The sequence below is a fragment of the Asticcacaulis sp. AND118 genome (assembly GCF_020535245.1).
Lineage (GTDB): Bacteria > Pseudomonadota > Alphaproteobacteria > Caulobacterales > Caulobacteraceae > Asticcacaulis.
In genome coordinates this window covers 693,092-707,780 of record NZ_CP084911.1, presented here as the reverse complement: position 1 = coordinate 707,780, position 14,689 = coordinate 693,092, and the positions used below count along the sequence as shown (strand labels likewise).

The following is a 14,689-nucleotide window of genomic DNA, read 5'->3' as shown; positions in this document are numbered from 1 at the left end:
CTCACAGGGAACAACGATGGCTCGCGGATTTTTCTCCCGTCGTCGGCAGGAAAATTCAAAAATTTTATAATCTATTGTTTTTTATTAAAAATATCTCCTTCAACCAAGCCTGCGCCGTAAACCGGATCACGTCCGGCGCGCCCCAGATCCTGCGCCTGCGCCGTTAACTCGGCCACCGCGCGCGCCGCCGCCGCCGTATCCGGGACGCTCATCCGCCGCGACAGCTTCCCGGCCACCAAGGGCGCAGCGTAGGAGGTGCCCCGCACCCCCACACGCTTACCCCCCACCCCCGCCGAGACGATGTCGGCCCCCGGCGCGGCAAAATCGACCTGCGGACCGCGCCCCGCTTCGATCAGCACCTTGCGCCGGGCATCGACCCCGGTCACGCCGATCACGCCATCGAAGGCCGCCGGGTAAAGCGGCTTGGCTGCCGGACCGTCATTACCGACGGCCGCCACCAGCAAATGCCCGCGCCGGACCATGGCGGCGGTGGCGGCTTTCAGCGGCCCGTTCGACGGCCCCACCAGACTGATATTGATCACCGCGACCTTTTCCCGGGATAACCAGCTTAGCGCGCCGATGATCGCCTCGGTCGAGCCCCCCGTCGGCCGGCCGGCATAAACGTCGGCGACATAGAGCGCCGCGCCCGTGGCCGACTGACCGCTGCCATCGCCGCGCGCCATCATCAGCGCCGCCGTGGCCGTGCCGTGGGCATCGGGCGCCGCGCCGCCGCCAAAGCCCTTCTGAACGATGACAACGCCGCGAAACACCGGATGACCCGCATCGACGCCGCTGTCGATCAGGCCGACACGCCCGCCACCCGCACCGCGTATGGGGCCGTCACTGTCGCCGCTTGCGCCCCCCGAACCAAGATAAATGTGGTTGTAATCATAGACGCCCTGCGGATCGATCTTCTGCAACGCCTTCAAGGCCGCGCGCGCCGACTGCCCCTTGGGGGGCGACAGCACCACCACCTCGGCATCGAGATCGTCCATCCGCGTCCGGCGCAGCACGGTGAAGCCCTGCGACTCGGCTGAGGCAACGACCTCAGGCGACGGCGCCCAGGCGACAATTTCACCGCGCACGGCCAGATCGCCCTGCGGCGTGCGCTCCAGCACATCCGGATGCGCCCGCACAAGGCCGCGCACCTGATCGAGCCGGTCGGCGACGAGGGCTTCGGCGCGACCCGTCATATCCTCCGTCAAATCTCCTATCTGGCCGCCCACCCGACCGGGCAGGTCACGCACCGCCGGAAGGTCAGGCCTCGGAAAACCGATCTGGGCGTGGCCGGCGCTCGCCACACTGATCAGCGCCAGAACGAAAAACAGGTGTTTAAGGGGCATTTCCATTCCTCCACACCTGCGCAACGACGAAAGGTGGCAACTTGCTGCATTTTTTTTATCGCGCTACGAAGAAAATCCGCTTCGCGTTCGTTATCCCTATCGAGGCACCCGTCAGGAGGCCGCCATCGACCCAAACCGCACCCGTGCCGGCATTGTCGCGCTGCTGCCGCGCCTGCGGCGCTTCGCGCGTTCGCTCACCGGCAATCTAGCCGATGCCGACGACCTCGTACAGGTCGGGGTGGAACGTGCCCTGCGCCATCTTGATCAGTATCAGGAGGGCACACGGCTCGATAGCTGGCTGTTCCGGGTGCTGAAGAACGCCTGGATCGACGAGGTCCGGCACCGGCGTCGGCGCGATACCGTGCTGACGCCCGACGACGGCGCCGACGCGCCGGGGGAAGACGCCGCAGCTATCGAGGCGCGGCAGGAACTGAAGGAGGTCGAATGCGCCATGCTTACCCTGCCCGAAGACCAGAGGCTGGCCATCGCGCTGATCTGCGTCGAAGGCCTGTCCTATGCCGAAGCCTCCGCGGTGCTGGATGTGCCCCTAGGCACGCTGTCGAGCCGTCTGACGCGTGGCCGCGAGGCCCTGCTTGAAATACTGGGAGGGCGGCCATGAGCGCGCTTACCGACGACGAAACCCTGATCGCCTATGTGGACGGTGAACTGGACGAGGCCGCCCGCGCCGCCTTTGAAGTCCGCGCCGCCGCCGACCCCGCACTGGCGGCGCGCATCGACGCGCACTGGGGCCTGAAGGCGCGGCTGGGCGCTGCGTTCGGCCCTATCGTCGACGAAGCCGTGCCGGAGAACCTGCGTGCGCTGTTGCCGCCCGCACCGACTGCCGAAGCCCGCGACAATGTGCGGGCCTTTACGCCCCGGCCCGCACCCAAAACCGCCCCGGCCAAGTCGCTGCATCTGCAAATCGCGGCCCTGGCGGCCTGTTTCGTGGCCGGCATCGGGCTGACCCTGTTCTTTCCGGCCCGCGAGGGCGATTTCCGCACCGAAGACGGCGCGATTGTCGCGCAGGGCGAACTGGCGCGCAGCCTGTCGCATCAACTGGCCAGCGATACCGGCAAGACGACCATCGGTCTGACCTTCGCCGACCAGAGCGGTGCGATCTGCCGGACGTTTACGACGGGCGGCAATGAAGGGCTGGCCTGTCGCCAGAACGGGAATTGGCGCATCGAAGCCCTGACCGGAAAAGGGGCACAGGGCGAATTCCGTCAGGCGGGCTCGTCGCTGATCCTTCAGGCGGTGGATGCCCGCCTGTCCGGGGACGTGTTCGATGCCGAGGCTGAGCGCAAGGCCCGCGACAGCGGCTGGACCAGATGACCCGGACCAAAGGGACCCGGACCCAAGTGACCCGTACCAAGTGACCCGTACCAAGTGACTCAGGGGCGCGGGGCGCGCGCAAACCCGTCCCACAGCATCAGGGCGACGCACAGGCCCAAGCCTAGCGCCGCGGGCATGAGCATCAGCAGTTTCATGCCGGAAAGGGTCTCGACCGACTGCGCCACGTTCGGCTGATAACCGGTCTGTCCCAACCCCCAGCCGAACAGACCCGCTCCTACGCCCATGGCGATTTTCGAGATCATGCCCGCCACCCCGAAGACAAAGCCGTCGGCGCGGACCTGCGTCGTCTGTTCGCCATAGTCCACCGTATCGGGCAGCAGCGACCAGAAGGCGAAAAACAGGCCGAGGAAGCCGGTATTGACCACGATCAGCAAGGCGGTCGTCACCCACGGCCCGGCGGGTAACCAGCTCAGCCCCATTAGTCCGGCAAGGCCGACGCCGCTGGCGGCGATCCAAACGCCCCGACGCCCGATACGCCGCGACAACAGCGTCCAGGCCGGTATGGTGATCAGTCCCGCCATGCCCATGGCCGCCAGCGCCACCGCACCGGCCCGGTCGTCATTCAGCACATATTTAAAATGGTAGAGCACCGACTTGGTGAGGATGGTGCCGGAAACGGCAAAGGCCAGCGCCCCCAGATTGAGCCGCCAGAAGGCGCGATTACGCAACAGGCTGCCGATCAGGGTGCTGAGCGCCGGCGGAGGCGCATTGGCGGCGGTCGGGGGTTCTCGCGTAGCCATAAAAACCAAAGGAAACAGCAAGGTCGCCATCACGGCAAACCCCGCAGCCGTCAGGAAATAGCCGCCCTGCCCCGCCGCCGGGGTGATCAGCGACACCAGAACCGCCGCCAGTGCGCCGAAGAACATGCGAAAGCCCGATAACTGCGCCCGGCGGTCGGGATCGCTGGTGATGCGCCCAGACAGGGCGGCATAGGGCACATTGACCAGCGCATAGAAGGTGCGGAAGACGAGGTGCGATCCCAGCAGAAACGCCGTCAGAGCCACGCCTTCCAGAGGTGGGCGATAATAGAGCAGGCAAAAGCTCAGTCCCAGCAACGGCCCGCCGAACAACAGGTAGGGACGATAGACGCCGAACCGCGTGCGGGTCTTGTCGGCTGCCGCCCCGATCAGCGGGTCGATAATCCCGTCCCATACCGAGGCGATCAGGTAGATCAGGCCCGCCGTCGCCGGCGGCAGGCCGACGACTTCGGTATAGTAGAAGAGCAGGAACAGGCTCAGGCTTTGCCAGTAGAGATTACAGGCGAAATCCCCCAGTCCGTAGACCGCCGCGCCGCCCAGACCTATCTCGTTTCTGCTTCTCATCTAGGCTTTCAGCACGAACCCTGCGGGCGTGCCGCCGACAGCCGAAGGCGCGATCCACACGTTGAACGCACCCGGTTCCGCTGCCGGTCTCAGATCAGGGTGAACGAAGGCCAGATCGGCGCGGCTGAGGGTAAATTCCACCCGTTTGCGTTCCCCCGCCTTCAGGCTGACCCGCTTGAAGCCCTTGAGTTGACGGATCGGCTGAACAAGGCTGGCCACCTTGTCGTGGATGTACAGTTGCACCACCTCTTCGGCGTCGCGCTGGCCCGTATTGGCGATTTCGGCGCTGACGGTCAGGCTGGCGTCCCAACCGAGTTCCGCCGCGCTGACCTGCGTCGCGCTGTAATCAATCGTTGAATAGGTCAGGCCGTGACCGAACGGATAGAGGGCTTCGTTGGTAACCTCGCGGTAGCGCGCCTTGTACTCGGCCACCTTGGGGTCGGTCTGCGGACGACCGGTGATGCGGTGGTTGTAGTAGAAGGGTTGCTGTCCCGAAGCCTGCGGGAAGCTGACCGGCAGGCGAGCCGACGGCGCATGATCGCCGAAGAGAATATCGGCGATGGCGTTGCCGGTTTCCGAACCGAGGAACCAGGTGGCGAGGATGGCGTCGGCCTCGCGCGCCGCCCCGGTCAGCGCCAGCGCCCGCCCGTGACGCAGCAGAAGCACGGTGGGTTTGCCGGTCGCCTTGACCGCCTCGATCAGCGCCAGTTGCGGCGCAGGCAGCGAGATGTCCGTGCGCGCCTGCGCTTCGCCGGACATGTTTTCCGCTTCACCCATGGCCAGCACGACGATGTCCGCGGCCTTCGCGGCGGCGACGGCCTGTTCGATGCCGCCGGGGATGGCCGCTTCGAAATCCACGCCCTTGACGACGGTGAGCGCCGCCGGGTCCTTCACCACCGCGCGCAGGCCTTCCTCGATGGTCACGCCCTTGGCGCGATCCGGGAAGACCGACCACGGGCCGGGCAGGTTGTGGCGGTCGGCGCCCAGCGGCCCCACCAGCGCGATCTTTTTGCCGCTTTTCGGCAACGGCAGAAGGTTACCCTCGTTCCGCAGCAGGACGATGGATTTGCGCCCCGCTTCGCGCGACAGGGCGACGATCTCCTTGGTGCGGACGTCGGCCTTTTCGCGCTTGATATCCATCGAACGGTAGGGATTATCGAACAGGCCCAGCGCCTTCTTGACGCGCAGCACGCGGCGCACGGCCTCATCCAGCACGGTTTGCGGCACCTCGCCATCCCTGACGAGCGACGGCAGGTGTTTGAAATAAAGTCCTGATTGCATGGACATATCGCAACCGGCCATCAGCGCCTTCTTGGTGGCGTCGCGGCCATCGGCGGCATAGCCGTGCAGGATAAGTTCCTCTTCCGACGTGTAGTCGGACACGACCAGACCGGTGAACCCCCACTGCTCGCGCAATATGCCGGTCAAAAGGTGGCGGTTGGCCGTCGCCGGCACACCTGAAATATCGTTGAAGCTCGACATGACCGACAGGCAGCCGGCGTCCAGACCGGCCTTGAACGGCGGCAGATGCGTCTCCCAAAGGGTGGTTTCGGGGATGTCGACCGTGGCGTATTCCATGCCGCCCTGCACCGCGCCATAGGCGGCAAAGTGCTTGAGGCAGGCCAGCATGTTGCGCCCGTCCTTCAGGTCATTGCCCTGAAAGCCCTTGACGCGGGCGACAGCCAGGACGTTGCCGAGATAGGTGTCTTCGCCCGCCCCTTCGACGACGCGGCCCCAGCGCTGATCGCGGGCGATATCCACCATCGGCGCGAAGGTCCAGTGCAGGCCCACGGCGGTGGCTTCGATCGCGGCGGCGCGCGCCGTGCGGTAGGCCAGATCGGCGTCCCACGACGCCGCCTCGCCCAGCGGCACCGGGAAGGTGGTGCGCAGGCCGTGGATGATGTCGGCGGCGAAGATCAGCGGGATCTTATGCGGCGACTCTTCGACAGCCACCTTTTGCAGTTCGCGCGCCCCGGCGACGCCGATGCCGTTGAACAGGCCGGTGATCTCACCGCGACGGATGCGCGCCTTCACCTCGTCCTTGGTCTGGGCGACGGCGGCGGGATTGACATTGCCGAAATCCGGACGCGTCAGGTCGGCATAGAGGCTGAGCTGACCGGCCTTTTCTTCGAGCGACAGCGAGGCGATCAGCTTTTCGATGAAGGGATCGGGGGCGACAACGGCTTTGGCGAGGCCGGGCGCAACGACCGGCACAAAGGCGGCCGTGGCCACGGCGCCCTTGAGGAAGAACCGGCGTGAAGGCGTTAAAGCGGTCATGGGGCTATCCTTGCGTAACTTGCGGGGAAAATTCAACGCTTATGCGTCAGCAGCCACGTATAGAGGCTGGGGTGAGTGTAGGCGGCGTCCCAGGCATTGTGGTTGCCGTCCGGGTAGAGGGTGTAGTTGACCTCGCCGCCGCAGGCGCGCACGGCATCGGCGAACTGTTCCTCCGGTTGATAGAGGACGAGGTCGTCCCTGGCGCCGTGGAAGGCCCAGACGGGCACGTCCTTCAGCGCGCAGGCCCCGTCGCGGTAGAGCGAGTCACCGGCGACCGGCGCGATGGCGGCAAAGCGCTTCGGATAGGCGATGGCCCAGTTCCACGTCCCGCGTCCGCCGCGCGACATGCCGGTAAGGTAAAGGCGGCTGCGGTCCACAGGCAGACCTTTCAGGGCCTGATCCAGCCATTCGTCGAGCGTCGCCGGGTTCCATTCGACCTTCTGCGTCAGTTGCGGCGCGAGGATGATGAAGGGCGCTTCGTCCGGGTTGGCGCGGCTGTATTTCCATGGGCCGTGGACCATGGTCAGACTGACATCCGTGCCGATCTCCCCCGTGCCGTGCAGGAAGACGAGCACCGGAGTCTTGGCGCTCAGTGCCTGCGGCAGGTACTGCATGTAGGCGATGCTCGTGCCGTCCTTCAGGGTGAGGGATTTGGGCGTTTCGCCGCGCGGCAGTTCGCCAGATGGCAAACTGACGCAGGCGGCAAGTAACAGGCCGCAAGCTACAGAAATTAAAAATAAAAGACGTCGCATCATGCGCCACCTCCCAGAACAATTTCGGCCTTCACCGCCTTGAGAATCAGTTCGCCGTCCGTCAACGTCGCACGGTTGCCATCGACCACCACCGTAGCCTTCGGCCCCATCAGGGACGGCACATCGATAACATAGCCACCCGGCGGCGCGGCAGTTGAATCAATGTTGATTTTCAAACCCTTTCCGGCCTTGACGATTTTCAGCGACACCAGCCCCCAGGGCGTGTGCAGCTTCTCCAGCCGCGTCTCGCCCTTGTCCGCCCATTTCGGATCGAAGCCTGACAGCAGGACCATCTGCGACGTCTCCGCGCGTTCATAGGCAAACATGTCTAGCGCCACGCGGAGGTAATCGGACTCGACCCAGCCATGCGGCAGGTCCCCGATAAACAGCGGCTGACGGTACGGCACGGTGATAACCTCGCCCCACTGGAACCAGTCCTTCGGGGCCTGATCGGCAAAGAACATATCCAAAGCCTGACGGGCACGGTCCGGCTGTTTGAGGCGCAGGAAGGCCCCGACATTGCGCAGTTCATAGGGCGTATAGCTGTTGGGCGTCTGACGACGCGGCATCAGCTTTTCATTCCAGTAGCGCTCGAAGGTCTGGCGTTTGAGCGCCTCCGGAATATCGTCCGTATGCGCACCGGAGGTCAGGCCCATGGTCGTCGAGGTCGGGTCGAAATCGCCGCGGTCGGCGGCTCCGGCCACTACGTCCTGCTGATAATGCGCCGCCGTGGCAAGGATCGAGGCCGTCAGGTCGCGCCCGAAAGCCTCGCCCTGCGCCGCAATGCGTTTAGCGTCCTCGGTCTTGCCCAGCGCCTGTGCCGTAACCGCCGCGCCGCGATAGCCTTTCAGCGCCCAGAAATTGTCCCAGTAGCTGTAGGCGGCCTTGTCGGAATAGCCCTCATGGCTGATCGACGGCGGCATCATACCGCGATAGCGCGCCTCGGTTTGCGGCGTCAGGTTCTGCTGACGCAGGCCCTCCTGATAGGTGATGGCACCTGACACCTGCGGCCAATAGGGGGCAATCTCGGACGGGTTCACCCCGAAGCGGATCAGTTCGCCCGCCAGCCACGCCAGTTCGCCGTGCGAGTCGTTTTCCGGCGTCGGATCCGCCCCGCGCGCATCGACGCAGCACGGCACCTTGCCATTATCGAAGCTCATCGGCGCATAGGCCTTGAAATAGGCCAGCGCCTCTCTCTGCAGGCCCATGCGCAGGAGCCCTTCGGACATCATCGCCCCGTCGCGTATCCACGACCGATCGTACGAACGCGCTCCAGGTTTCAGCCAGTCGCCGTCAAGCAGGATCAGTTGATAGGCGAGTGCCAGCCGCGCACTATCGGCAATGGGGGGCGTGCCATCGGGCAGGATCAGGCGCGTTTCGCCCAGACGCTTACGCCAGTCGGCGCGCACGGCTTCGCGCCGGGTGTCGGCCCACTGGACCGGATCCCCGCTCATGGCCGGCCGTTGCGTCTGCCCCCCCAGCGGGAAGGCGACGATGACGCTCTGCGTCTCCCCTGCTTTGAGGCTGAGATCGTAACCGATCACGCCCGACGCCAGTCCGTCCGTGTCCGATGCCTTAGCCCCTTGCGCCCCGCTCAGGAAACCGGAGGCGGTGAAATCCCTGGGCGGCGTCAATAGCCACAGGGGCTGATCGTCCACCTGCACCGTGTCGCCTTCGCGCGTCACGGTCCTGATCGGCGCGTAGCCGCCCGGCCGGGTCAGGAACTGCGTCGGCGGATTGACCTGCATGGGTTGCAGGTGCAGTTCCAGCCGCACGGTCTGCGCGGTGTCCGAACGCACGTCATATCGCGCCAGCGCATAGGGGGCCTTGCCATCCCCGAAGGCCACGGGCGCGACCCTCATCTGCACGCCTTCGGCCTGCCATTCGACCGAAGGCAGGGGCAGGCGTTCGGCGTCCATCACCTGTTTCACGCTGGCCTGCGCCCAGGTGACGCGTTTGCCGTCGATCTTGAGTAGCGGCACCAATGACGGGCGCTCCGGCCCCAGCTCGACCGCGCCGTCTTCGGACAGCAGCGCCGCGCGCGGGCCCCCATGCGCCACGCCCACGACGGTCCAATAGGCCTGTTCGCTGAAACCGCGCGGATAGTCGCCGCGCGGGGCCTGTCTGGCCAGTTCGCTCAGGAGCGCATTGGGTTTCACGCCCATGTCCAGCGGCAGAAGCGCCGCCTCGTTGAGTTGGCCCGGCCCCGTTATGCGCACATAGCGGGCATCGACCTCGCCCAGTGTTACATAGTCCGCGCCGCCATCGGAGCCTTCAACAGTACGCAGGTCGCGGAATGCACGCCCGTCATCGGAAACCGCCACCGTGTAGCGCGCAGGCGCTCTGCCCCAGTCGAGCCTCACCCCCCCAAAAGCCCGCACGCGCGACAGGTCGAGCGTCACCGCCGCCGCCTGAGCGCCGGTCTGCGCCTTGCCATCCACAGCCACCACCACGTCAGCTTTCAACGGTGCTTCGGTCTTCGGTTCTGGCGCTTCCGCGCGCCAGCGGATCGGCCCGACCTCCAGCCAGCCGCTGCCTGCGCCCTTCGCCGTCTTGACGACGACGACTTCCATGCGCTTGCCGCCCCTAAACCCGCGATCCTGTGTCGTCCCCCAGGCAAATTCGACGTGGCGCGGGCGGATGCGCAGCACCGTGCCCTGCGGCGTCGGCACGAAGGCCGGCCGCGTCACCCACCACACATTGTCGCCGGAAGCATCGGTGAACTTGATCTGCAGATCGTTGCCGGCCCCCTCGCCCTTCACCGGTATCTCGATGACGAAATTTTCCGGCGCGGCGAAGTCGAGATCGTGGACCATGAAGGCATAACCCGCCCCCTTGAAACCGTAGTCAAGCCGGGCGGTCTGAGTGCCGCTGGCCTTCGAAGATACGCCTTCGGAGGCCCCGGCCGTCCACGGCGTCGGCGCAATCAGAACCGTTTGCGCAGCCAGCGGCGTGGCCAGCAAACCTGCCGCCAGTATCAGCGCCGTCCATGATAGGTGGAGCGACATCAGGCCACCGCCTCGAACCCGGCCAGCTTGAGACCGCGCTGGATCGGCGCGCAACCCTTCATCAGCCGCCACAACAGCCCCGAACGCAGGTTTTCGAGGCTGCACAGGATCGGCCCCTGATCGATGCCTATATAGTCGTTGGACACCCAGCCGGCGCTTTTGGTCTGATGCCCCTCGCGCGACGGATAGTCGGTCACAAAGGTCGGATTGAAGCTGTCGTAGAAGCCGTATGTGCCATAGATATCCGCGCCATAGCGCGCGCGCATGGCCTTGGCTGCGCTCAGGGACTCGACCGGCGTGAACATGATCGACCCCAGCGCCGCCGTGGGCGCGATGGTGCCATCGTCGAAGGGGTGCTGATCGCCGGGACCGCGCGCGGAATAGCTGCGGAACTGCCGCTCGACGCCATCCAGCGTCAGCTTGACGTCGGCCGGACCGTCGCAGGCCGTAAAGCCCCAGATGTCCGGGCCGTAATCCTTGAAACCCATCGGATTCTGGACCGCATAGTTGCGTTGAGCCAGGGTCGCGCGGCGGGAATTTTCAAAGTAATCCAGCCCTTTGCCGCGCATGTATGCGTCGGCAATGCCGCGATAATCAATCCAGACGTGGTTATACTGATGGCCGAACAGGGCGTGGAAACCCAAGTGCGGCTCGCCGTGATTGGGGCCGAAGCTCTCCTCATAGGTCGAGCACCACACCTGATAGGCGTTGGGGTTGATCGGGTGGGTCGGCGACGCCATGGCCAGCAGATAGACCATCATGCCTTCATTATAACCACGCCATTCGGCCTTGATGAAGCCGTCCTCCGGGTGCCAGCCCATGGTCTGACGGCCCGACGGGCGCATCATGAAGGTCCAGTCGACGCGCTCGTAGAGCGCGGTGGACTGGCGGCGGATATCGCGTTCGACCGGCGTGTCGCGGTCGAAATATTGCCCGGCGCACAAGGCCCCCATCAGCAGGAGCGAGGTGTCGACGGATGAAAGCTCGCAGGTCTTGTACCGCGTGCCGTCCTCAAAGCGCAGGAAATGGTAGAAATAGCCCTTATAGCCTGCCGTACCCGAAACGGCGTCCCCCTGCGGCAGGTTATAGAGGAAATTCAGCGTATTAGCTGTTCGCTCTGCGGCCTGCTCGCGGCGGATATAGCCGGACTCCGCGCCGATGATATAGGCATTGAAGGCGAACCCAATGGCCGCCACCGAGGAGAAGGTCCGCGTAGGCCAGCGATCCGGCGTCAGGCCGGTGCGGTGATCGGTAATGTCCCAGAAAAACTGAAACGCCCGCCTGTGCAGATCGGCCAGCAGAGGGTCGCTGAACCCCGACGCCGGGGTTGCCGGCAGGTGGGCGCAGGCCCCCAGCGACAGAAGACCGAGGCCCAGCGCGCGGCGGGACGGAGGAGAAAAAGACATTAAACAAAACTCCCTTGGGCACTGAGCGTACGGGTGCTGCAGGCGATCCGAGACAGGAGGGATCAGAAAAAGAAGAGATCCAAAAAGACCGGGGGCTTCGAAAACGGGAGGAAGAAGCCCCCGGTATGAGGGGAAGTTAACACCCGCGCGGAGCCGAGGAAGAGAGGCTGGCGGGACAGATGTCCGGCGGCGCGATCAGGGGATGACTCACCGCCGGGCATGGGATGCGGAGCGGCTAAACACGCCGCTCCGAAGACTTTACCACTTGTAGGTCAGGCCCACCTGGAAGGAGCGCGCCGGACCGACCTGAGCATTGTCGTCGGGACGGAAGGATGCGCCCATGCCGTTATTGAAGCCGCCGGTCCAGCCGGAGTAACGATAGTTAATCGTGTCGAACAGATTATAGACTTGCCCGTCCAGGGTCACGACATTGCCGTTCGGCAGGTTGAAGTCCTTGGATATACGCAGATCGACCTGACGGAAGTCACGCTTCGGGAAGAAGGCCGCATCGATGATACGCAGCGCCGGGCCAGTCTCGTCGATCGAGGCAAAGGGCACACCCGAAGCGCGGGTAGCAATGGCCGAGATGCGCGTATCCCACGGGCCCGACACAATGAACGTGCCCACAAAACGCCACTTGTCCACACCCTCAGCCGCATGCCAGCCCGTATCGCGCGGATTGGCGTAGTCGAAAATGAACTGGTCGTTATGCCCGGTCATCTTGGCGTCCGTCATCGTCAAGGTAGCGGAGAAGCCGTATTTGGTCGCCGGCGTCCACGCCTTGTCGGCGGTCAGGTAGATGGCATTATACTTGGCTTCACGGTCACTGACGGAAACGATGATATTGCCATAGCCGGGCGCTCCATTGGCTTCACCCCACGGCTGACAGGCATACTGCGACCCATACTGACACCATGAACCATCGGCACGGCGGTTGCCCAGCACGTAGTTGAAGAGGTTCTTCGACTTGATGTGCGACAGCGAGACCGAGGTGTTCACATCGCCGAAGCGCTTGCGCACACCCAGATTGAACTGGTCAGAATAGGGCACCTTCACGTCGTTGTTGAGCAGGATCAGTTCGCCCTTGAGGTTCTTGGCAGCCGCCAGGTCGACCAGCGCCTGCGGGTTACCGAAGTAACTGGGGTTCCATGGCGTCGTGCTGTTGAAATCGATCTGCGCCACGTAGAGGCGTGTACGGCGTTCTTCGAGTTGTGCCGAGTCGAAGATATTGCGGTCGTAGTAACGGCCCGCACCGCCGAAGATGACCAGATCGCGGTCGCCATTGACGTCATACGAGAACCCCAGACGCGGCTGGAATGCGCCCTTGAACGATTCACGGTTAGAGCCAGTCGAGATATAGTCGTTGACATTGAACGCCTTGTTGAAACCAACGGCGGCCTTAAGCGCCGTGACAACATCCGCCGGGGTGACGTACTTGTTGTTGAGCATATTGTCTTCGTAATCCCAGCGCAGGCCGAGATTGAAGGTCCAGTGCTCGTCCACGGTCCAGTCGTCCTGAATATACAGGCCGTACTGCATGTTTTCCGACGTGATGCGCGGATCCCCCGAAGCAATTTTCACCGCATAAGGTGTATTGGTGCCCCCCAGTGTGTAGGTGGCGGCATCATAAAAATATTCCGGGTTCAGACGGCGGTCATTTTCTTCGGCGACGTATTCGTACTTGGCCACCTTGATGCCGGCCTTGATAACGTGCGTGCCGTTCCATTCCACACCCGAAAAGGTGATGTCATTCTTGAACGTGGTGTTTTTCTGCGACTTTTCCTGCGAATAGGGCACGCCCCCAAAAGCTGCGCGGACATCGCCGATATTGGTGCCGTTCGTCAGAGTGATGGCCGGGGTCGTCGTCAAGGGGCTGTTGCGCCACTGTACATCCTGATAGTCCAGCGACATCTCGTTGAGGACATTGCCACTGCGCATCTTCCACTTCAGCGTGGCGCCCTGAATCTGCTGATTGAGCGTATTGCCGCGCGTCTGCGCCGTGAAGCCGCCAAAACCACGCACATCGTCTTCCTTACGATCGCGCACGATCAGATCGACTGTGTTGTTTTCATCGACAAACCACGTCAGTTTGCCGAACCACATGTCCTGCTTGAAGTCCTTCGGGAAGCTGCCGTTGTAGGCCGAGGCCAGAGCAGAGGCGAGCGCCGTATTACCGCCCAGACGATCGGCGGCAGGCATGGTCACGGCGTCGGTCGGCCGCGAGTCCTTGCGCCCTTCATAGGATACATAGAAATGCAGCTTGTCGCGGATGATCGGCCCGCCGATGTCAAAGCCGTATTCCTCGTTCTTATAGTCCTTCTTTTCGCCCGTCTCGTAATAGGGCTGACCGATCATATCCTTGGTCTGGAGCGTGCCGAAGATTGTGCCGTGGAAGTCACGACCACCGGTCTTGGTCACAGCCGAGATGATAGCCGAACCGGCCTGTTCGTACTCCGCCTTGAAGTTCTGGGTCGAGACCTTGAACTCCTGCACGGCCAGTTGCGGGAACGGGTTGCCGCGCGAGGCGTCCTGGCCGGCCACGCCGCCTTGCAGCACCTGATTCTTCTGGCTCATGCCGTCGATGAAGACGTTGACCTGATTAGCGCTGGTGGCGCCGGCCTGAAAGGTCTTTCGCTCCGGATCGGAAGACACCGAGACGCCGGGGGCCAGCGCCGCGAAGTTGAGGAAGTTGCGACCGTTCTGCGGCAGGTTTTCGATCTGGGCGCGCGAAAGCGAGGTCGAAACTTCCGACTGGCGCGGGTTGTTACGGCGCGAGGCGACGACGGTCACCTCCTGCACCGTGCTATCGGCGACGGGCGCGGCCATGTCCACATCGACCACCGTCGACTGACCGACCGGCAGGGCGGCCGTCTCGGTGCGGGTCGTGCCGTCCGGCGAAGTGAAGGTGATGCTGTAGTTGCCCGGACGCAGGCCAAAGATGGCGTAGCGGCCATCGGCGCTCACGGTTGCTGTGGTTTTCGCGCCGGTATTGGTGTCGGTGGCCGTGACGGTCGTGCCCGCCGGCGCGGCGGTAGCGCGCCCCTGAAGCGTGGCGTCCGATTCCGCAGCCATGACCGGTGTCGCCATGATCAGCGCGGCCGCCAGCGCGACGCCGGAAACACCCATGCTTAAACCTCTGGGGCGCAGCCCCCAGGTCTTCGCTTGTCTTGCCTGAGATTGATGCAGCATATCCTGTTCTCCCAAGAACTGTTCTATTTGTGTTGAACG

Annotated in this window: 9 protein-coding genes; 2 read left to right on the top strand and 7 right to left on the bottom strand. The window is 64.0% G+C overall.

Annotated features, from left to right (window positions below; all coding sequences use genetic code 11):
* Positions 1-71: 71 nt before the first annotated feature.
* Positions 72-1,343 (bottom strand): S8 family serine peptidase, encoded by a 1,272-nt coding sequence (locus tag LH365_RS16620; protein WP_226745677.1) that lies wholly within the window; start codon positions 1,341-1,343, stop codon positions 72-74.
* On the opposite strand from LH365_RS16620, the gene LH365_RS16615 reads away from it, so the two are divergent.
* Both LH365_RS16615 and LH365_RS16610 read left to right on the top strand, forming a co-directional pair.
* Positions 1,276-1,962, top strand: a complete 687-nt coding sequence (locus LH365_RS16615; RefSeq protein WP_370639771.1) for an RNA polymerase sigma factor — start codon at positions 1,276-1,278, stop codon at positions 1,960-1,962. The two genes, LH365_RS16620 and LH365_RS16615, sit on opposite strands and share 68 nt — an antisense overlap.
* Positions 1,959-2,675, top strand: coding sequence for an anti-sigma factor (locus LH365_RS16610; RefSeq protein ID WP_226745676.1), 717 nt, complete (start codon positions 1,959-1,961; stop codon positions 2,673-2,675). The genes LH365_RS16615 and LH365_RS16610 overlap by 4 nt, the downstream gene beginning before the upstream one ends.
* A 59-nt stretch (positions 2,676-2,734) precedes the next feature.
* Here LH365_RS16610 and LH365_RS16605 read toward each other — a convergent pair whose 3' ends face one another.
* From LH365_RS16605 to LH365_RS16580, 6 genes are all read right to left on the bottom strand, one after another.
* Positions 2,735-4,018 carry an MFS transporter gene (locus LH365_RS16605; RefSeq protein ID WP_226745675.1) on the bottom strand — a complete coding sequence of 428 codons (1,284 nt, stop codon included), beginning with the start codon at positions 4,016-4,018 and terminating at the stop codon, positions 2,735-2,737.
* Complete coding sequence (locus LH365_RS16600) at positions 4,019-6,295, bottom strand: glycoside hydrolase family 3 N-terminal domain-containing protein (protein ID WP_226745674.1); 2,277 nt, start codon at positions 6,293-6,295, stop codon at positions 4,019-4,021.
* Between the two features lie 32 nt (positions 6,296-6,327).
* Positions 6,328-6,984 carry a phospholipase gene (locus LH365_RS16595; RefSeq protein ID WP_226745673.1) on the bottom strand — a complete coding sequence of 219 codons (657 nt, stop codon included), beginning with the start codon at positions 6,982-6,984 and terminating at the stop codon, positions 6,328-6,330.
* Positions 6,985-7,046: 62 nt separating this feature from the next.
* Positions 7,047-10,055 (bottom strand): discoidin domain-containing protein, encoded by a 3,009-nt coding sequence (locus tag LH365_RS16590; protein WP_226745672.1) that lies wholly within the window; start codon positions 10,053-10,055, stop codon positions 7,047-7,049.
* On the bottom strand, positions 10,055-11,461 hold the full coding sequence (locus tag LH365_RS16585; RefSeq protein ID WP_226745671.1) for a glucoamylase family protein: 1,407 nt from the start codon (positions 11,459-11,461) through the stop codon (positions 10,055-10,057). Before LH365_RS16585 ends, LH365_RS16590 begins: the two co-directional genes overlap by 1 nt.
* A gap of 258 nt (positions 11,462-11,719) precedes the next feature.
* On the bottom strand, positions 11,720-14,650 hold the full coding sequence (locus LH365_RS16580) for a TonB-dependent receptor (protein ID WP_226745670.1): 2,931 nt from the start codon (positions 14,648-14,650) through the stop codon (positions 11,720-11,722).
* Positions 14,651-14,689 lie beyond the last annotated feature (39 nt).